The sequence below is a fragment of the Bradyrhizobium sp. WSM4873 genome (assembly GCF_055811355.1).
In genome coordinates this window covers 185,445-203,069 of sequence record NZ_JBVVPS010000007.1, presented here as the reverse complement: position 1 = coordinate 203,069, position 17,625 = coordinate 185,445, and the positions used below count along the sequence as shown (strand labels likewise).

Annotated in this window: 16 protein-coding genes; 12 read left to right on the top strand and 4 right to left on the bottom strand. The window is 63.7% G+C overall.

Features of this window, described 5'->3' with window-relative positions; genetic code table 11:
- Window positions 1-13: 13 nt before the first annotated feature.
- Complete coding sequence (locus AC0L21_RS13295; protein ID WP_247290188.1) at window positions 14-298, top strand: hypothetical protein; 285 nt, start codon at window positions 14-16, stop codon at window positions 296-298.
- Between the two features lie 41 nt (window positions 299-339).
- On the opposite strand, the gene purU is transcribed toward AC0L21_RS13295, so the two are convergent.
- The gene (gene purU, locus AC0L21_RS13290) at window positions 340-1,203 is read right to left on the bottom strand and encodes a formyltetrahydrofolate deformylase (protein WP_027519019.1); all 864 of its coding nucleotides are present in this window, start codon (window positions 1,201-1,203) and stop codon (window positions 340-342) included.
- A gap of 156 nt (window positions 1,204-1,359) precedes the next feature.
- On the opposite strand from purU, the gene AC0L21_RS13285 reads away from it, so the two are divergent.
- Together AC0L21_RS13285 and AC0L21_RS13280 are read left to right on the top strand one after the other, a co-directional pair.
- A complete protein-coding gene (locus tag AC0L21_RS13285; RefSeq protein ID WP_473262026.1) occupies window positions 1,360-2,199 on the top strand; it encodes a uroporphyrinogen-III synthase in 840 nt (279 codons plus the stop codon).
- Window positions 2,200-2,328: 129 nt separating this feature from the next.
- Window positions 2,329-3,591 carry an MFS transporter gene (locus AC0L21_RS13280; protein WP_473262024.1) on the top strand — a complete coding sequence of 421 codons (1,263 nt, stop codon included), beginning with the start codon at window positions 2,329-2,331 and terminating at the stop codon, window positions 3,589-3,591.
- Window positions 3,592-3,604: 13 nt separating this feature from the next.
- Here the strand turns inward: AC0L21_RS13280 and AC0L21_RS13275 are convergent, their stop codons facing one another.
- Window positions 3,605-4,279 carry a Crp/Fnr family transcriptional regulator gene (locus AC0L21_RS13275; protein WP_106946375.1) on the bottom strand — a complete coding sequence of 225 codons (675 nt, stop codon included), beginning with the start codon at window positions 4,277-4,279 and terminating at the stop codon, window positions 3,605-3,607.
- Between the two features lie 333 nt (window positions 4,280-4,612).
- Here AC0L21_RS13275 and AC0L21_RS13270 point away from each other — a divergent pair, with 333 nt between their 5' ends.
- Together AC0L21_RS13270 and AC0L21_RS13265 are read left to right on the top strand one after the other, a co-directional pair.
- Window positions 4,613-5,434: an ABC transporter ATP-binding protein gene (locus tag AC0L21_RS13270; protein ID WP_473262022.1), complete on the top strand. Its 822-nt coding sequence runs from the start codon at window positions 4,613-4,615 to the stop codon at window positions 5,432-5,434.
- Entirely contained in the window at window positions 5,431-7,362 is a 1,932-nt protein-coding gene (locus AC0L21_RS13265; RefSeq protein ID WP_473262020.1) for an AMP-binding protein, read from the top strand. Before AC0L21_RS13270 ends, AC0L21_RS13265 begins: the two co-directional genes overlap by 4 nt.
- Window positions 7,363-7,430: 68 nt before the next feature.
- Here the strand turns inward: AC0L21_RS13265 and AC0L21_RS13260 are convergent, their stop codons facing one another.
- Complete coding sequence (locus AC0L21_RS13260) at window positions 7,431-7,796, bottom strand: endonuclease domain-containing protein (protein ID WP_473262018.1); 366 nt, start codon at window positions 7,794-7,796, stop codon at window positions 7,431-7,433.
- 83 nt (window positions 7,797-7,879) lie between these two features.
- Here AC0L21_RS13260 and AC0L21_RS13255 point away from each other — a divergent pair, with 83 nt between their 5' ends.
- From AC0L21_RS13255 to AC0L21_RS13240, 4 genes are all read left to right on the top strand, one after another.
- Entirely contained in the window at window positions 7,880-8,773 is an 894-nt protein-coding gene (locus AC0L21_RS13255) for a branched-chain amino acid ABC transporter permease (RefSeq protein WP_007612526.1), read from the top strand.
- A 3-nt stretch (window positions 8,774-8,776) separates the two neighbouring features.
- Complete coding sequence (locus AC0L21_RS13250; protein WP_473262016.1) at window positions 8,777-9,850, top strand: branched-chain amino acid ABC transporter permease; 1,074 nt, start codon at window positions 8,777-8,779, stop codon at window positions 9,848-9,850.
- Window positions 9,851-9,896: 46 nt separating this feature from the next.
- Window positions 9,897-11,180 carry an ABC transporter substrate-binding protein gene (locus AC0L21_RS13245; protein ID WP_473262014.1) on the top strand — a complete coding sequence of 428 codons (1,284 nt, stop codon included), beginning with the start codon at window positions 9,897-9,899 and terminating at the stop codon, window positions 11,178-11,180.
- 160 nt (window positions 11,181-11,340) lie between these two features.
- A complete protein-coding gene (locus AC0L21_RS13240) occupies window positions 11,341-12,183 on the top strand; it encodes an ABC transporter ATP-binding protein (protein WP_473262012.1) in 843 nt (280 codons plus the stop codon).
- Here the strand turns inward: AC0L21_RS13240 and AC0L21_RS13235 are convergent.
- Complete coding sequence (locus AC0L21_RS13235) at window positions 12,180-13,334, bottom strand: AGE family epimerase/isomerase (RefSeq protein WP_473262010.1); 1,155 nt, start codon at window positions 13,332-13,334, stop codon at window positions 12,180-12,182. The two genes, AC0L21_RS13240 and AC0L21_RS13235, sit on opposite strands and share 4 nt — an antisense overlap.
- An 86-nt stretch (window positions 13,335-13,420) precedes the next feature.
- Between AC0L21_RS13235 and AC0L21_RS13230 the strand changes: the two genes are divergently transcribed.
- The 3 genes from AC0L21_RS13230 (at window position 13,421) to AC0L21_RS13220 (ending at window position 17,625) form a co-directional block, all read left to right on the top strand.
- Complete coding sequence (locus AC0L21_RS13230; RefSeq protein ID WP_473262008.1) at window positions 13,421-14,644, top strand: phenylacetate--CoA ligase family protein; 1,224 nt, start codon at window positions 13,421-13,423, stop codon at window positions 14,642-14,644.
- Between the two features lie 254 nt (window positions 14,645-14,898).
- Window positions 14,899-16,824 (top strand): asparagine synthase (glutamine-hydrolyzing), encoded by a 1,926-nt coding sequence (gene asnB / locus AC0L21_RS13225; protein WP_473262006.1) that lies wholly within the window; start codon window positions 14,899-14,901, stop codon window positions 16,822-16,824.
- Between the two features lie 15 nt (window positions 16,825-16,839).
- The gene (locus AC0L21_RS13220; protein ID WP_473262004.1) at window positions 16,840-17,625 is read left to right on the top strand and encodes an AAC(3) family N-acetyltransferase; all 786 of its coding nucleotides are present in this window, start codon (window positions 16,840-16,842) and stop codon (window positions 17,623-17,625) included.

The following is a 17,625-nucleotide window of genomic DNA, read 5'->3' as shown; positions in this document are numbered from 1 at the left end:
TCGCCTCCGTACAATGCCCAGATCCGCCCGTTCCCTCCTGATCCTCCTCGCGCTCTCCGCGGGTCTGTCCGGCTGCGGCACCGTCAACGAAAAGCTCTCGTCCGGCATGGGCGACTACGTCCCGCAATGGGCCGGCGGCTTGCCGGCGGACGCCCCGCCGCGGGCGGGCACGCCGCAATACGATGCCTTCATGAAGGAGCGCGAGCGCAAGCGGCTGATGCCTGCAGCGGATCGCGAAAAGGAAGAGCAGGCGCAAAAGGGCGCAACGGGCTCAGCGTCCGGCGCTGCGGTGCGTTAAGTCGCGCCCCCTCGCCGCTTGCGGCGAGAGGTGGGGACAAATCAATCCACGAACACCACGGTCTTGCGGCCGTTGAGGATGACGCGGTCGTTGAGATGGTAGCGGATCGCGCGCGCCAGCACGCGGCGCTCGATGTCGCGGCCCTTGCGGACGAGATCCTCAGGCGTGTCGCGATGGCTGATGCGCTCGACGTCCTGGTCGATGATCGGGCCCTCGTCGAGGTCGCGCGTGACGTAATGCGCGGTGGCGCCGATCAGCTTGACGCCACGCTCATGAGCCTGGTGATAGGGTTTTGCGCCCTTGAAACCCGGCAGGAACGAGTGGTGGATGTTGATGCAGCGTCCCGACAGATTTGCCGAGAGATCGTCGGACAATATCTGCATATAGCGGGCGAGCACGACGAGATCGGTCCCGGTCTTGGCGACGAGATCGAGGATCTGCGCCTCCTGCTCGCGCTTGGTCTCTCTCGTAACAGGCAGATAGTGGAACGGAACCCCGCCGAAATCGAGCCCGTCATAGACCTCGCGCGGATGGTTGGAGACGATGGCGGCCAAAGTCATCGGCAACTCGCCGGTGCGCCAGCGATAGAGGATGTCGACCAGGCAGTGATCGGACTTCGACACCAGCAGCATCACCTTGCGGTGCGCGGCCCGATCGCGCATCTGCCATTCCATGCCGAAGCGTTCGGCGATCGCGGCAAAGCCGGTCTGGAGCGCCGACAGCTCCACGGCGAGATCGGCGGCGGTGAACACTACCCGCATGAAGAACTTGTTGGTCTCGGTGTCGTCGAACTGTTGGGCGTCGAGGATGTTCTGTCCGGAATTCGCCAGGAAGGTCGACACCGCCGAGACGATGCCGGGACGATCCGGACAGGACAGGGTCAGGACATATTGATGATCGGGCATGGTCTTTGAAACAATGGGCCTTGATGAAGGTTTGGGCAGCGGCTGCGGAACGATCCGCGATTTGCGCCCTGCTCTATCACCGACCCCACCTTGCGCCAATCCCGACCGTGGAGTCAGGATAAACGTATGATTGCTTTGACTGACCGGAGTTCACCCATGGCCGACCGCTTGAACGGCACCCGCATCCTGATCCTGGAAACGCGCGAGGAGGCGCAGTTTTCGAAGCTGCTGGCCGAGCAAGGCGCCGAGGTCGTGCAATGCCCGATGTTCACAATCCAGGATGCGCCGGACCCCGCCCCGGTCGAGGCCTGGATCCGCCGCGCCATCGACAAGCCTTTCGACGATCTCGTGCTGATGACCGGCGAAGGGCTGCGGCGGATCATGAAGCTCGCCGTCGCGCGAGGACTCGACCAGGCTCTCGTGGCGGCGCTTGCCAGATCGCGAAAATTCACCCGTGGCCCGAAACCCGGCAAGGCACTGCGCGAAGTCGGGCTCGAGGCGCAGCAGACCACGGAGAAGCCGACCACCGAGGGCGTGATCGAGATGCTGGGCACTCTCGATTTGAAGGGGCACCGCCTCGGCCTGCAGCTCTATCCCGAGAAGGATCACAGCGCGCTGACCGGTGCGCTGTCGGCGCAAGGTGCCGAAGTCGATACCGTGCTGCCCTATGCCTACGATTCCAAGGCGGCGGATGCCAGCATCGTCGCCGCCATCGACGACATGGCCGAAGGGCGGATCGATTCCATCGCGCTAACCAATCTCGGCCAGGTCCGACGGCTGATCGAAGCTGCGAGAGCGCACGGCAGCGAGGCGAAGCTGCGCGCGGGTTTCGAGCGCACCTTGATCGCCTCGGTGGGGCCGGCTGTCTCGGGCGAGCTCGCCGCGCATGGCCTGCGCACCGACGTCTCGCCGCCTGAGGAAGCCTATTTCATGCGGCCCTTGATCTCGGCCATGGCGGCGGCCCTGGCGGAGCGGAAGCGAGCTCCTGCGCATTGATCGCGCTTCGTCGGCGAGCATGGCACTATGCGGCAGCGCCGATTGACACCGGGATCGTCGGGGTTACCCTGCGAGCAGAAAAACGAATAACAAAGGGCAGGGAATCGCCGTGATACCCGTCGTCGAGAGTTGAGCACGACCATACGTCTTTCCGCGCTCGCGCCATTCCGCATCCGCAACTATCGCTTCCAGTGGCCGTCCGATCTGCTCACCTCCTGGGCATTCGAGATCGAGACGCTGGTGCTCGGCTGGTACATCATGGTCGAGACCGGCTCGGTGCTGCTGCTCACCGTGCTTGCGTCGCTCCAGTTCGTCGGGACGTTGGTGGCGCCGGTGTTCGGGATGATCGGCGACCGCGTGGGTCATCGCGATCTTCTGGTCGCGATGCGTCTTGCCTATATGGTGCTCGCTTCGACCATCATGACTCTGGCACTGACCGGTCACCTGACACCGCCAAGCGTCATGATCATCGTCGCGATCATGGGCCTGATTCGCCCCTCTGACCTCGGCGTTCGCGGCGCGCTGCTTGCCGAGATCATGCCGACCGAGCAACTGGTGGGCGCCATCAGCGTTGCGCGCACGACCCAGGATAGCGCGCGCATCGCCGGCGCGTTGACCGGTGCCGGGCTGTTCGCCGTCCTCGGCATTGGCCTCGTTTACGTGGTGATCGTCTGCCTCTATCTCGCGGCCGCGCTGCTCATGCTCTGCCTGACCCGGCCGGAAAGGACCATTGCCACGACTCATCTTCCGGCAGACAGCCGCGCCGTTTCAAGATTGCTGGGCGATTTGAAGGAGGGGATCGTCTACGCCTGGAATGGCCCAGGAATGCGCGCGGCGCTATGCGTCGCCTTCCTGGCCAACCTGACCGCCTTTCCTTTCACCGGCGGATTGCTGCCCTACATCGCGCGGGACATCTTTCACACCGACCAGACCGGCCTCGGTTATCTCTCGGCGAGCTTCGCCGTCGGCTCGCTGATCGGCTCCATCACGCTCAGCCTCGTCAGCGGATTGCGCATTGCCCGGCTCCTGATCGGCGCGACGCTGGCCTGGTACGCCATGCTGCTGGTGTTCGTCGAGATCAGGACCATGCCGGTGGCGATGGCCTGCCTTGTGCTCGCCGGCATCGCCCAGAGCATGTCGATGATATCAGCTGCCGTGATCCTGATGCGGACGGCCAGCGCACACCTTCGCGGCCGCGTCATGGGCGTGCGCATGATGGTGATCTACGGCCTGCCGCTCGGATTGCTCGCGGCCGGCAGCCTGATCGACGTCATCGGCTATTCCGCGACGGGGTCGCTCTATGCCGTCTCGGGGCTCATCGCAATGATGGCGATCGCGGTGCGCTGGCGCGCCGACCTCTGGCCGCTGCACGCCCCCGCCAATACGCGATGACGAACGAGGAACTCTAGTCTCCGTAACCGCGCAACCGCTCGATATCGAGGATCGTGACGCCGCCATATTCCAGCCGCAGCAGCCCCTCTTTCTCCAGCCGGTTCAGCGCGCGGTTGGCGTTCTGGCGGGACATGCCGGAAAGAGCGCCGATCTCCTCCTGGGTGATCTCCAGATGCGCGGTCGATTCCGGATAGAGGATCGGATTGAACAGCGAGGCGATGCTGCGGGCAAGCCGCGCGGTGGCATCCAGCGTGCGGTTGACCTCGAGCATGCCGATGAACTGGCCGAGCCGTTCGTTGAGCTGGCGCACCAGGAAGCGGTTGAAGCCGACGCTGTTCTCGAACAGCCACATGAAGGCGCTGCGTTCCATCAGCGCGACGCGGCTGTTGCGCAGCGCGACGACGTCATAGCGGCGCGGCTCGTTCTTGAGCACGCTGCCTTCGCCGAACCAGGCCCCTGCCGTCAACCCCGCCAGGCTCGTCTCCTTGCCGTCGCGCGAGACCCCGCCCATCCGGGCAAGCCCAAAGACCATGCCGGCCCAATAGTCGAACGTGTCGCCGCGCATGAAGACGGTCTCGCCGGTGCCGTAGGACCGCTCCGTGATCCCGGCACGAGCGACCTCGATCTCCGCTTGCGTGAGCTCGCGCGACCAGGCAGCGACGCGCTTCAATTGATCCTCTGAAATCATGAACCCGAAGCCCGCCGCACCGTTCGTCACTCCTGTTCTGCTGCAATGCAGCATGATCGTCTCGGCTACCATCAGACGAAAGATGGAGGCTGCGAGCGCCCAAAAAACTTTGTCGCAGAATTGTCAGGCGGGAGACATTTCAAAATAGCGCTTTCCCCTATTGAGGACCACCTCGGGCGATGCGGCTTTTGATCCCAAACGGGAACGAGAGTGGCGCGGCTCCGGTCGAGACCATCTGCTGCATGGCCTCACCGGCACGGCCGTACTAGGATCGCCCGACAGAACGGACGAAGAGCGCCACTGAATGCGCCATCACCGGGAGGGATCTGTTTGGTGGCTACCAGTCTTGAAGTGCGCGGCGTGTCCTTGCGATTCGGCGGCGTCCGTGCGCTGGCCGATGTCGGCTTCGCCATCAGGGAAGGCGAGTTGTTCTCGATCATCGGCCCAAACGGCGCCGGCAAGACCTCGATCGTGAACTGTATTTCCGGCCGCTACAAGCCGACCGAAGGCCAGCTGTTCTACCAGGGCCGCGACATCACCGGCCTGACGCCCAACGCGCGCGCGTCGCTCGGCATCGGCCGCACCTTCCAGAACCTGGCGCTGTTCCACCACATGAGCGTGCTCGACAACGTCATGGTCGGCCGCCATCACCTCCTGAAGAACAATTTTCTCACGGGCTCGCTGTACTGGCTCACCGGCGCGCGCAAGGAAGAGCTCGAGCACCGCCGCAAGGTGGAAGAAATCATCGATTTCCTCGATCTCCAGTCGGTGCGAAAGGCGCCGGCCGGCACTCTCTCCTACGGCTTGCGGAAGCGCGTCGAGCTCGCCCGCGCCATGGCGCTGGAGCCGCGCCTCATTCTCCTCGACGAGCCGATGGCCGGCATGAACTTCGAGGAGAAGGAGGACATGGCCCGCTACATCGTCGATCTCAACGAGGAGTTCGGCATGACCGTGGTGATGATCGAGCACGATATGGGCGTGGTAATGGACATCTCCCACCGCGTCATGGTGTTGGATTTCGGCCGCAAGATCGCCGAGGGCGATCCGGCCGCCGTGCTCGCTGATCCCCACGTCAGGCGCGCCTATCTCGGCGAAGAGGACGAGGTGCTGGTCGATCCTGACGATGCTCCGCCGGCGCAGGAGAGCGCGGCATGATGGATTACGCAGGCCGCGTCGCGCAGGCCGACACCTATCCGAAGATGCTCCGGCTCAATGCGAAGGAGTACGGCAACGAGATCGCGCTGCGCGAAAAGGATCTCGGGCTGTGGCGCCCGTTCACCTGGAACGCCTACCAGACGCGGGTGCGCGATTTCGCGCTCGGCCTCATCGAACTGGGCCTTGGGCGCGAAGATGTCGTCGGCATCATCGGCGACAACCGGCCGGACTGGGTCGCGGCGGAAATCGCGACCCACGCGATCGGAGGCTTGAGCCTCGGGCTCTATCGCGACGTGCTCGATGAGGAAGCCTCTTATCTCCTCAATTATGGCGAAGCGCAGCTCGTTTTCGCCGAGGACGAGGAGCAGGTCGACAAGCTGCTCACCCTGGCCGACCGCGTCCCAAAGCTGAAGCACATCATCTATTCCGATCCGCGCGGCATGCGGAAATACGACGATCCGCGCTTGATGTCGGCGGAGACGTTTGCCGAACTCGGCCGGGCGCGGGCTACGCGCGAGCCGGAACTTTACGACCGGCTGGTGGACGCGACCAAGGGCGAGGACGTCGCGATCCTCTGCACGACGTCTGGCACCACCTCGCATCCAAAGCTCGCGATGCTCGCCGCCGGCCGCGTGCTCGGCCACTGCGCGACATATCTCGCTTTCGATCCGAAAGGGCCGGACGACGAATACGTGTCGGTGCTGCCGCTGCCTTGGATCATGGAACAGGTCTATGTACTCGGCAAAGGCCTCTTGTGCCGGATGAAGATCAACTTCGTCGAAGAGCCCGAGACCATGATGAACGATCTGCGCGAGATCGCACCGACGTTTGTCCTGTTTGCGCCGCGCGTTTGGGAATCGATCGCCGCCGACGTTCGCGCCAGGGTGATGGACGCAACGCCGTTCAAGCAGCGCCTGTTCGACATCGGCATGAAGAGCGGGCTTGCCGCGCTCGAACAGGGCGAGCGTTCCGGCTTTGCCGACGCGATCCTGTTCCGTGCATTGCGCGACCGCCTCGGCTTCACCCGCCTGCGTTCAGCTGCAACCGGCGGCGCGGCACTCGGGCCCGAGACCTTCAAGTTCTTCCAGGCCATGGGCGTCCCGCTGCGCACCCTCTACGGCCAGACCGAGCTGCTGGGGGCCTACACGCTGCATCCCGAGGGCAAGGTCGACCCCGACACGACAGGCGTGCCGATGGCCGACAGCGTCGAGATCCGCATCGACAATGCCGACGTCCACGGCGTCGGCGAGATCGTGGTGCGGCATCCCAACATGTTCCTCGGCTACTACAAGAACCCGGAGGCGAGCGTCGCCGACATCAGGGACGGCTGGATGCTGTCTGGCGATGCCGGCTATTTCAACGACGACAAGCAGCTCGTGGTGATCGACCGCATCAAGGACCTCGCCGAGACCTCGCGCGGCGAGCGCTTCTCGCCACAATTCATCGAGAACAAGTTGAAGTTCTCACCCTATATCGCCGAAGCTGTGGTGCTGGGCTCGGGGCGCGACGCGCTCGCCGCAATGATCTGCATCCGCTACTCCATCATCTCCAAATGGGCGGAGAAGAACCGGCTCTCGTTCACGACTTACAGCGACCTGGCCTCGCGGCCCGAGGTTTATGCGCTGCTCAAGAAGGAAGTCGAGACCGTCAACGCGACGCTGCCGCCGGCACAGCGCATCTCCCGCTTCCTGTTGCTCTACAAGGAGCTCGACGCCGACGACGGCGAGCTCACCCGCACGCGAAAAGTGCGCCGCAGCGTCATCAACGAGAAGTACGAGGGCATCATCGACGCGATCTACCGCGGCGAAGCCGACATCCCTGTCGACACCGTGATCCGCTTCCAGGACGGCACCACGCAAAGGGTGCGGACAACGCTGCGAGTGGTGGATCTCGGCGGACCGGGGCATTTGGCGGAGGCCGCCGAGTGAGCCAGTCTACCGTCGCAAACGGTGCTGCCCTTCGCCTCTCCCCGCTTGCGGGGAGAGGCCGGAGCGCGTCAGCGATCCGGGTGAGGGGGAGCCTCCGCGAGGGCGGTGACGATCGTTTCGAAAACGCCGACCAAATTGCTCGAAACGTCGTTATTCCAGAACCGCAGGATCCGATAGTTGCGGTCGATCAGCCATTTATCCCGCACTGCGTCGTGCGCACTGTCGGCGTGTTGACCACCGTCCACTTCAATGACCAGGCGAGCTTCGCGGCAAATGAAGTCGACGATGTACGGCCCGATCGGCTCCTGCCGGACGAATTTGTAACCGTTCAGCCTGCGGGCGCGCAGTCGATACCAGAGTTTTCCTTCCGCGTCCGTCAACGCGGCTCGCAGGCTTCTTGCGCGCCCGGTCTTGGACTCATTGGCACCGCGCATGCGGAGGCTCCCCCTCACCCGCCGCGCGTAACGCGCGTCGGCCTCTCCCCGCAAGCGGGGAGAGGCGAAGGACAGCATATCACATGAACACCGCCTTTCTCATTCAGCTCCTGGTCAACGGCCTCGTGGTCGGCACGCTCTATGGCGTGGTCGCGATGTCGTTTGTGCTGATCTACAAAGCCACGCAGGTCGTCAATTTCGCGCAGGGCGAACTCTTGCTGGTCGGCGCCTGGGTGTGCTGGACCTTGCTCGCGAAATACCAGGTGCCGTTCTGGATCGGCATGCCGATGACGCTGGTGTTCATGTTCGTGTTCGGCATCGCGGTGCAGGTCCTGATCCTGCGACCGATGATCGGCGAACCCATCATCTCGGTCATCATGGTGACGATCGGCCTGTCCACCGTGCTGCAGGCGACGCTGAAATGGATGTTCGGCGTCAATCCGCAGCCGTTCCCACGTGTGTTCGAGAGCCAGTCCGTCAGCTTGTTCGGGCTGCAGATCCAAACCGTCTATGTTATGAGCCTCGTCGTCTCGATCGCGATGATGATCGGCATGGCCTGGTTCTTCCGCGCCTCAAAGTACGGACTTGCGATGCGAGCCACCGCGTTCAACCAGCAGGTCGCGCAATCGCTCGGCATTTCCGTGAAGAGCGTGTTCGCGATGGCTTGGGCCATCTCCGCAACGGTGTCGGCGGTGGCAGGCGTCGTTGTTGCCGTCGTGAACGGCGTATCGTCGGGTCTTGCCGCCTACGGCATAAAGGTGTTTCCGGCTGCGATCCTCGGCGGGCTCGATTCCGTCGGCGGCGCCGTGCTCGGCGGCATCATCATCGGATTACTCGAGAACATCGCGCAATATGTCGACAGCGAATACCTTCACTGGGGCAATCTGTACGAGATCGCACCGTTCTACGTCCTCATCATCGTGCTGATGATCAAGCCCTACGGGCTGTTCGGCACCCACGACATCGAACGGATCTGATCTATGGCCGGCCCCGCCCTCATCCCTGCTGGTGATTTCCGCACCTCTTATGCGGCCGACACCACGATCTTCCCGACCGCCACCAGCCGCAACTTTGCGATCGCCGGCGTGCTGGCGCTGTGCCTCGTGCCGCAATTCCTTGGCGGCTATTGGCTCAGCATCCTGATCCAGATCGGCATCTTCTCGATCGCCGCGCTTGGCCTCAACATCCTGGTCGGCTTCACCGGCCAGATCTCGATCGGCCATGCCGCTTTCTTCCTGCTCGGCGCCTTCACCTCGGCCTACATCTCCAACAGCACATCGATCCCGGTGTTCTTCGCGATCCCCCTCGCGGGCGTCGTCACTGCGCTGGTCGGACTGATCTTCGGCATCCCAGCGGCGCGACTGAAGGGGCTTTACCTCGTGATCGCGACACTCGCGGCACAATACATCCTGCTCGACTTCTTCTCCCGCGCGGAGTGGTTCACCGGCGGCTCGGTGCCGGCCAGCGCCAATCCGTTCTCGATCTTCGGTTACACGCTGCGCGGCGACAGGCAGTATTTCTATGTCGTGCTCGCCTACGTGGTTGCAGGCTACGTCCTCGTCACCAATCTGATGCGCACCCGCGACGGCCGCGCGCTGGTGGCGATCCGCGACCATTATCTTTCCGCGGAGATCATGGGCATCAACCTCACCAAGTACCGCACGCTGTCATTTGGCCTCGCCGCCTTCTTCGCCGGCATCGCCGGCGCGCTCTATGCGCACTACCAGCTCGTGGTGTCGCAAGAGGGTTTTGGCATCGAACGCTCGATCCTGTTTCTCGCCATGATCATCATCGGCGGCACCGGTTCGATCATGGGCACGCTGATGGGTACCGCGTTCGTGGTGCTGCTGCCCGAGACGATGGAGTTCCTCAGCGTGGCGCTGAAGGGCGGTGCGATCGACAAGGCGCTGTCGCTCAACAACAACATCACCTTCCTGCGCGAGATCGCGATCGGGGTGATTATCATCGCGTTCCTGATGTTCGAGCCCGACGGGCTCGCCCATCGCTGGCGGCAGATCAAGGCGTACTGGAAACTCTACCCGTTCTCTCATTGAGCGCGGGCGACTCGCAAACCAACAAATAAACAGGAGGAGGCAACCAATGAAGACAAAATCCTTTTTGAGCACCGCGTCACTTGCGCTGGCGATCGCCGCATTCTCGTCAGGCGCCCAGGCGCAGATCGTGATCGGGCATCTCGCCGATTATTCCGGCGGCACGTCCGACGTCGGCACGCCCTACGGCCAAGCCGTCGCCGACACCTTTGCCTGGGTCAACAAGAACGGCGGCGTCGGCGGCAAGCAGATCAACGTCGACACCAACGACTATGGCTACCAGGTGCCGCGCGCGATCGCGCTCTACAAGAAGTGGTCGGCGCCGGACTCCAAGGTCGCGGCGATCATGGGCTGGGGCACGGCAGACACCGAGGCGCTGACCGGCTTCCTCGCACAAGATAAAATCCCCGATCTCTCCGGCTCCTACGCCGCCGCCCTCACCGATCCCGAAGGTGTCAGCGGCAAGGCCAAGCCCGCGCCCTATAATTTCTTCTATGGTCCGAGCTATTCGGACTCGCTGCGCGCGATGCTGATGTGGGCAGCCGAAGACTGGAAGGCGAAGGGCAAGTCCGGCAAGCCGAAATTCGTCCACATGGGCGCCAACCACCCCTATCCGAACGCACCGAAGGCCGCCGGCGAAGCCATGGCGCAGGAGCTCGGCTTCGAGGTGCTGCCGCCGCTGGTGTTCGCGCTCGCGCCGGGTGACTACAGCGCGCAGTGCCTGAGCCTGAAATCCTCGGGCGCCAACTACGCCTATCTCGGCAACACCGCCGCGTCTAACATTTCGGTGATGAAGGCCTGCAAGACCGCCGGCGTCGACATCCAGTTCATGGGCAATGTCTGGGGCATGGACGAGAACGCCGCCAAGACCGCGGGCGATGCCGCCGACGGCGTGATCTTCCCGCTGCGCACCGCTGTGAGCTGGGGCGGCGATGCGCCCGTCATGAAAACGGTGATGGAGATCTCGAAGATGTCCGACCCCACCGGCAAGGTCTATCGCCCCGTGCACTACATCGCGGCGGTCTGCTCGGCGCTCTACATGAAGGAGGCGATCGATTGGGCCGCCAAGAACGGCGGCGCTACCGGCGAGAACGTCGCCAAGGGCTTCTACCAGAAGAAGGACTGGGTGCCGGCCGGTATGGAAGGCGTCTGCAATCCCTCGACCTGGACCGACAAGGACCACCGCGGCACGCTGAAAGTCGACCTCTACCGCACCAAGATTGCGGGCGCGACCGACGGCGACCTCAACGACCTCATGGCCAAGGGCGCGATCAAGCTCGAGAAGGTCAAGACAGTCGAGCTGCCGCGCAAGCCGGAATTGCTGGGCTGGTGAGCTTAGCGCTCACCTCACACACAAATGTCATCCCCCGCCTTGTGCGCAGCGCGCACTGGAGCGGGGGATCAAGTACGCCGGGGCCTCTCCGTGAGTCTCAGGCGTCTCTGGAATACTGGGTCGCCCGGTCAAGCCGCGCGACGACAGCGGAGTATGAGGCATGACCGAAATTCACGAAGCAGCTGCTCGTCCCTCCCCCGGCATCGTACCCGCGCCGCCCCTCCTCGCCGTGCGCAACATCGAGGTCGTCTATGACGACGTCATCCTGGTGCTGCGCGGTCTCAGCCTCGACGTGCCCAAGGGCGCGATCGTGGCGCTGCTCGGCGCCAACGGCGCCGGCAAGTCGACGACGCTGAAGGCGATCTCAGGACTACTCAAAACCGAGGACGGCGAAGTCACGCGTGGCGAAATCTTGTTCGAAGACGAGCGGATCAATGGCATCGACCCCGACAAGATCGTCCGCCGCGGCATCTTCCAGGTGATGGAGGGCCGGCGCATCGTGGCCGACATGACCTCGCTGGAAAACCTCAAGCTCGGCGCCTTCACCCGCAGGGACCGCGAGGTCGGCGCCGATCTCGATATGGTCTTCAATTATTTCCCGCGTCTGAAAGAGCGCACCGGGCTTGCCGGTTATCTCTCCGGCGGCGAACAGCAGATGCTCGCGATCGGCCGCGCGCTGATGGCGCGACCGAAGATGATCCTGATGGACGAGCCCTCGATGGGCTTGTCGCCGCTGCTGGTGAAAGAGGTGTTCTCGATAATCCACAAGATCAACCGTGATCTCGGCGTCACCATTCTCCTGGTCGAGCAGAACGCCCGCGCCGCGCTGTCGGTGGCAAGCCACGGCTACATCATGGAGCAGGGCAAGGTCGTGCTCGACGGCACCGCGGACGAATTGCGCGACAACGAGGACGTCAAGGAATTCTACCTCGGCGGCGCCGGCGACCAGCGCAAGAGCTTCAAGAACCTCAAGAGCTTCAAGCGGCGCAAGCGCTGGCTTTAACCTTCCAATACCTGTTCCGCTTCCGTGACTGCGCAGAGAACATGATAGAACGACGACGCAGGAATGGTGTCGATCAGCGATTTGCCGTCGCGCTCGAACTGGTCGTACCAGCCGCCCCGCACGGGATGGCTGAGATGATGGCGTTCGAGCCGCGCCAGCGCCATGCGCGCCTCGTCCGCCGCGCCCTCCTCGCCGGATTCGGCCTGCGCGATCCACGCCTTCGCAATCTCGGTCTGTGGCCACAGCCGGCGCGTAGTGCGGCGAATGTTGCCGGCGTCGTCACCCTCGTCGATCAGGCAGCCGGTGGCCTCGTCGCGATAGCGCAGCGCGGTTTCCAGCAACTCGGCGCGCCGCTGTCCGGTCGGGCAGCCCGTGATGCGTTCGAACCCCTTCAGCAACCAGACCCATTCCGCCTGGTGGCCGGGCTCGACGCTGACCGGCGCGATCTTCGACCAGTCCTCTTCGAAATATTCGCCGAGCGCACGCGTCCGCTTGTCGTAGAGATTGGCGAGGAACAGCGCGAAGAACTCGCCGGCACGGTTTTGGAACGACAAATCGTGGGTCGCGTCGAAGCACGCGATCATCGCCTCGAACAGATGCATGTGCGGATTCTGCCGGCGCGGCAGCGAGACCGGAAGGCCTTCGTGGACGCCGCCGTGCGGCGAGCGCAGATGGCCGTCGAGGAAGGCGAGCAGCGCGTCGATCTCGGTGCGAATTTGTGCGTCCTGGTCGAGCGCATAGACGGCCGCGAGCGCAAACAGGATGAAGGCGTGGTCGTAGGCGTCGCGCCGGCCGTCCAGCACCGCGCCCTCCGGCGTCAGCCGGTGCACGTAGCCGGGCCGGCCGTCGGGCGCCTTTGCCTTGGCGAGCAGATGCTCGAGGCCCTTCAGTGCGATGGCGCGCCCCTCAGGGTACCAGCCCATCTGCGCAGCCTTGGCGTAGCACCAGATCTGACGTGCTTGCACGAACACCCGACGCGGCGCGGCGCTGTCCGCCGTGCCGTCACGATGCAGTCGATCGATGAAACCACCCGCGCCATGGTCCCAGCCGACCGTCGACCACAACGGCAGCGCCTCGTCGATCATGCGGCGCTTCAGGCGCGGCACGACGTCCGACGCCTCGTCCGCCGCACTGATTCCCTCGTCCGCCATCGCGTCCTCTTCAAACCTCGTCCATGGCCGTCTGATACCCATGCCGGCGGCGGCACGCAACGGATGCCAACACGGAAAGATCAGCCATGACCGCCCATTACGACGCCCTCGAGACGCGCGAGCAAGCCGCGCGCGAGGCCGATCTGTTCGCCCGCCTGCCCGGCGTGCTGCGCTCTGCGATGACCGCGCCCGCCTATGCTGATCGGCTGAAAGGCCTGGATCCGGCTACCGTGACCTCCAGGGCGGCACTGGCGGGCCTCCCAGTGCTGCGCAAGTCGGAACTGCCGGCCCTGCACAAGGCCTCCACGCCCTTCGGAGGGTTCGTCGCGGCGGCGCCCGGCTCGTTCGCCCGCCTCTTCACCTCCCCCGGGCCGATTTTCGAGCCGGAGGGGCGGCAGGCCGATCCGTGGCGCGGCGCACGGGCGCTGTTCGCGGCCGGGTTTCGGCCCGACGACATCGTGCTCAACACCTTCAGCTATCATCTCACCCCCGGCGGCTTCATCTTCGATGCGTCGGCCCGCGCGCTCGGTTGCGCCGTGATCCCGGCTGGTCCAGGGAATACCGAGCAGCAATTCGAGCTGATCGAGGCCTACCGTCCGGTCGGCTACAGCGGCACGCCGGACTTCCTGAAGATCTTGCTCGATGCTGCCGCAAGCTCAGGACGCGACGTCTCCTCGATCAAGCGCGCGCTGGTCTCGGGCGCGGCCTTCCCGCCCTCGCTCCAGGCGGAGATCAAGGCGCGCGGCATCGACGCCTACCAGGCCTTCGGCACCGCCGATCTCGGCCTCATCGCCTTCGAGACCGTTGCGCGCGACGGCATGGTCGTGAACGAGAACCTGATCATGGAGATCGTCAAGCCCGGGACCGGCGATCCCGTGGCGCCCGGCGACGTCGGCGAGATCGTCGTGACGTCGCTCGACCCGCACCATCCCTGGATCCGGCTCGCTCTCGGCGACCTCACCGCGGCACTGCCGGGGACCAGCCCCTGCGGGCGCACCAACATGCGCATCAAGGGTTGGATGGGCCGCGCCGACCAGACCACCAAGGTCAAGGGCATGTTTGTGCGGCCGGAACAGATCGCCGAGATCGGCAAGCGCCATCCCGAACTGGGGCGGCTGCGCCTGGTCGTCACAAGGTCGGGCGAGGCCGATCTGATGACCCTGAAAGCGGAAGCCGCCTCTGCGAGCGAAACGCTTCAAAGCGAGCTATCGACGACATTGCGCACGGTGATCAAGCTCGGCGGCAATGTCGAACTGGTCGCGGCCGCCTCGTTGCCGAACGACGGCAAAGTGATTTCAGACGAGCGGTAGACACCGTGCTTCCCGGTGTAATGTCGCGAGGCCCCTGAGGAAAACCATAGGCTCACACCTATAGAAGCAACATCTGTGGAAATCTCCTCGAAACGTTTCCCTGAACCTATAAAAAACTGATTGACACTTGCTTCCACGCGCGCCGCGAATATGCACGCTTGAAGCGGCTTCCTCTTTACTGGTTAGCAGTCCTTTCGAGATGCGAGAATAGATGCTAACAATGAAGCCTTAGCCGAAAATGTCCGGAACAACTGATGTGCGGAATCGCGGGCGTTCTCAACTCATCGACAGCGGCGTGCCGAAGCCTCGATCGCGACGCGACGACGATGGCAGACTCCCTTGCCCATCGCGGGCCTGACGATCACGGCCTGTGGACCGATCTCGACGCCGGCGTCGCGCTGACGCACCGGCGGCTGTCGATCGTCGATCTGTCGCCGGCCGGCCATCAGCCGATGGTCTCGGCCGACGGACACCTTGTCATCACCTTCAATGGCGAAGTTTATAACTTCCAAGATCTGCGCCCCGAGCTGGAAGCGCGCGGTGTCAAGTTCCGAGGCCATTCCGACACCGAGGTAATGCTGGAAGCCTTCGCCGCCTACGGTATCGCACCGACCGTGAAGCGGTTGATCGGCATGTTCACCATCGCGGTGTGGGACAGGCGCGATCGCACGCTGACGCTGATCCGCGACAGGATCGGCATCAAGCCGCTATACTGGATGAAGCAAGGCGGGCTGTTCCTGTTCGGCTCCGAACTGAAATCGCTGCGCGCTTATCCCGGCTGGACGTCGCACATGGACCGCGGCGCGCTCGCCGCCTACATGCGACACAATTACATCCCTGCGCCGCATTCGATCTACCAGGAGGTGAAGAAGCTCGAGCCAGGCGCCATCCTGACGCTGCCTTGGGGCGGCGAGCCGCGCATCGAGCGTTTCTGGGACGCGCGCGCGGTGGCGAAGGCCGGCCTTGCTAATCCGCTGCGCGGCAGCGACGTGGAGATGACCGATCAACTGGAGGCGCTGCTGCGCGATGCGGTGAAGCGGCGCATGGTAGCGGACGTGCCCGTCGGCGCGTTCCTCTCGGGCGGCATCGACTCGTCTACCGTAGTGGCACTGATGAAGGCCGCCAATGCCGGTCCGGTGCGCACCTACACGATCGGCTTCGCTAATTCCGGCTACGATGAGGCCACCCATGCGGCAGCGGTAGCGAAGCACCTCGGTACCGAGCACACCGAAATGATCGTAAGCTCACAGGACGCGCTTGATGTCATTCCGCGACTGCAGGAGTATTACGACGAGCCTTTCGCGGATTCTTCGCAAATCCCGACTTATCTCGTTTCCGCACTGACACGGCAGCATGTGACGGTAGCGCTGTCCGGCGACGGCGGCGATGAGCTGTTCGGCGGCTACACGCGCTATCAATACACCGAGCAGTTGCGCTCCCTGCACCGCTTGCCTCGGCCGCTGCGTCTGGCGCTGGCGCGTATGATCGCGATCCTGCCGGCGGACCGGTGGACGCAGCTGTTGTCGGTCATTCCAGCGAGCGTCAGGCCGCGTCAAATCGGCGACAAGATGCACAAGATCGCCGGCATTCTGCCGCTCGAAGGCGAGACTGAACTCTATCGAAAACTGGTAACGCATTGGGAGCCGGACGCGGTCGTCAGACAGGCGCAGGAAGTCAACGGCACCTTGTGGGATGCTTCCGTCGATACCGATTTTCCGGCGTTGCTCGAACGCATGCAGTTCTTCGACCTGGTAACCTATCTGCCGGACGACATCCTGACCAAGGTCGACCGCGCCAGCATGGCCGTGGCGCTGGAGGCACGCGTGCCTCTGATCGACCACAGGGTGGTCGAGTTCGCCTGGCGGTTGCCGCGCGAAGCGAAGATCCGCGGCGACATCACCAAATGGCTGCTGCGGCAAGTGCTGTATCGGCACGTCCCGAAGGAACTGGTGGAGCGGCCGAAGATGGGCTTCGCGGTGCCGCTTGCCGACTGGCTGCGTGGGCCGCTGCGCGACTGGGCGGAGAACCTCCTGGCGGAATCCCGGCTGCAACAGGGCGGCTTCTTCGACGCCAAGGTGGTACGTCGCGTGTGGGACGAGCATGTCAGCGGGCGGGCCAATCGCGAATACATGCTGTGGAATGTGCTGATGTTCGAGGCCTGGCGCGACCGCTGGGGTTGATGGGAGGCCTGCGTAATGCAGAAGGAGACCATTGTCCGTCTTGCCGACCAATGGCGTGCGTCGGGGATCGAGGACGGCGATATGGTGCTGCTTCACAGTGACATTCGCCGTACCATCCGCAGCGCACGGCGCCGGGGTGAGAATTTGTTTCCGGAGACGTTGCTCCGCAGCTTTCTGGAAGCGGTGGGAAAATCCGGGACACTGCTATTGCCCCTATTCAACTTCGAATTTACGCGAGGCGTCTCATTTGATATCCGCTCAACCCCAAGCCAAATGGGAATTCTGACGGAAGTGGCACGACGGAACGCCTTCTCTGTCCGGACCAGTCATCCCATCTATTCGTTTGCGGCTGTCGGCGCCCAACAAGAAGAGTTTCGTGGCCTGGAAAATTTCAGCGGATATGGCGCGGATTCTCCGTTCGCCCTGCTCCATCGCAATGGCGGCAAGATCGCAGTGCTCGATCTTCCCGACCAGCACAGTATGACCTTCTATCATTATGTCGAAGAGGCGCTTGATGTGCCGTATCGATATCACAAGACGTTCACTGGGACCTGCATTGATGCTCAGGGCCACCCATCCGAGCGGAGTTGCGGCCTGTTCGTTCGCGACATCGAGAAGGGCGTTCTGACCCACGTCGATCCGATGGGCGAACTGCTGTGGCAGCAGGGCCTGTATGCGGGTTCGCGGCCAAACCAGAACAGTGGCCTGCGCGTCATCGCTGCGGAGGCCATGTTTGACGCCACCGCCAGAGTAATCCGCGAAGGCCGCGCGCTGGGCAATCTCTATATTGTCGAAGGCTGA

What these genes read in the sequence shown, in the direction of transcription:
- AC0L21_RS13230 (WP_473262008.1), top strand. Translation starts at nt 13,421, where the DNA reads ATGACCGCCCATTACGACGCCCTCGAGACGCGCGAGCAAGCCGCGCGC.
- AC0L21_RS13220 (WP_473262004.1), top strand. Translation starts at nt 16,840, where the DNA reads ATGCAGAAGGAGACCATTGTCCGTCTTGCCGACCAATGGCGTGCGTCG.
- AC0L21_RS13250 (WP_473262016.1), top strand. Translation starts at nt 8,777, where the DNA reads ATGGCCGGCCCCGCCCTCATCCCTGCTGGTGATTTCCGCACCTCTTAT.
- AC0L21_RS13235 (WP_473262010.1), bottom strand. Translation starts at nt 13,334, where the DNA reads ATGGCGGACGAGGGAATCAGTGCGGCGGACGAGGCGTCGGACGTCGTG.
- AC0L21_RS13260 (WP_473262018.1), bottom strand. Translation starts at nt 7,796, where the DNA reads ATGCGCGGTGCCAATGAGTCCAAGACCGGGCGCGCAAGAAGCCTGCGA.
- asnB (WP_473262006.1), top strand. Translation starts at nt 14,899, where the DNA reads ATGTGCGGAATCGCGGGCGTTCTCAACTCATCGACAGCGGCGTGCCGA.
- AC0L21_RS13275 (WP_106946375.1), bottom strand. Translation starts at nt 4,279, where the DNA reads ATGATTTCAGAGGATCAATTGAAGCGCGTCGCTGCCTGGTCGCGCGAG.
- AC0L21_RS13295 (WP_247290188.1), top strand. Translation starts at nt 14, where the DNA reads ATGCCCAGATCCGCCCGTTCCCTCCTGATCCTCCTCGCGCTCTCCGCG.
- AC0L21_RS13240 (WP_473262012.1), top strand. Translation starts at nt 11,341, where the DNA reads ATGACCGAAATTCACGAAGCAGCTGCTCGTCCCTCCCCCGGCATCGTA.
- AC0L21_RS13285 (WP_473262026.1), top strand. Translation starts at nt 1,360, where the DNA reads ATGGCCGACCGCTTGAACGGCACCCGCATCCTGATCCTGGAAACGCGC.
- purU (WP_027519019.1), bottom strand. Translation starts at nt 1,203, where the DNA reads ATGCCCGATCATCAATATGTCCTGACCCTGTCCTGTCCGGATCGTCCC.
- AC0L21_RS13245 (WP_473262014.1), top strand. Translation starts at nt 9,897, where the DNA reads ATGAAGACAAAATCCTTTTTGAGCACCGCGTCACTTGCGCTGGCGATC.
- AC0L21_RS13255 (WP_007612526.1), top strand. Translation starts at nt 7,880, where the DNA reads ATGAACACCGCCTTTCTCATTCAGCTCCTGGTCAACGGCCTCGTGGTC.
- AC0L21_RS13265 (WP_473262020.1), top strand. Translation starts at nt 5,431, where the DNA reads ATGATGGATTACGCAGGCCGCGTCGCGCAGGCCGACACCTATCCGAAG.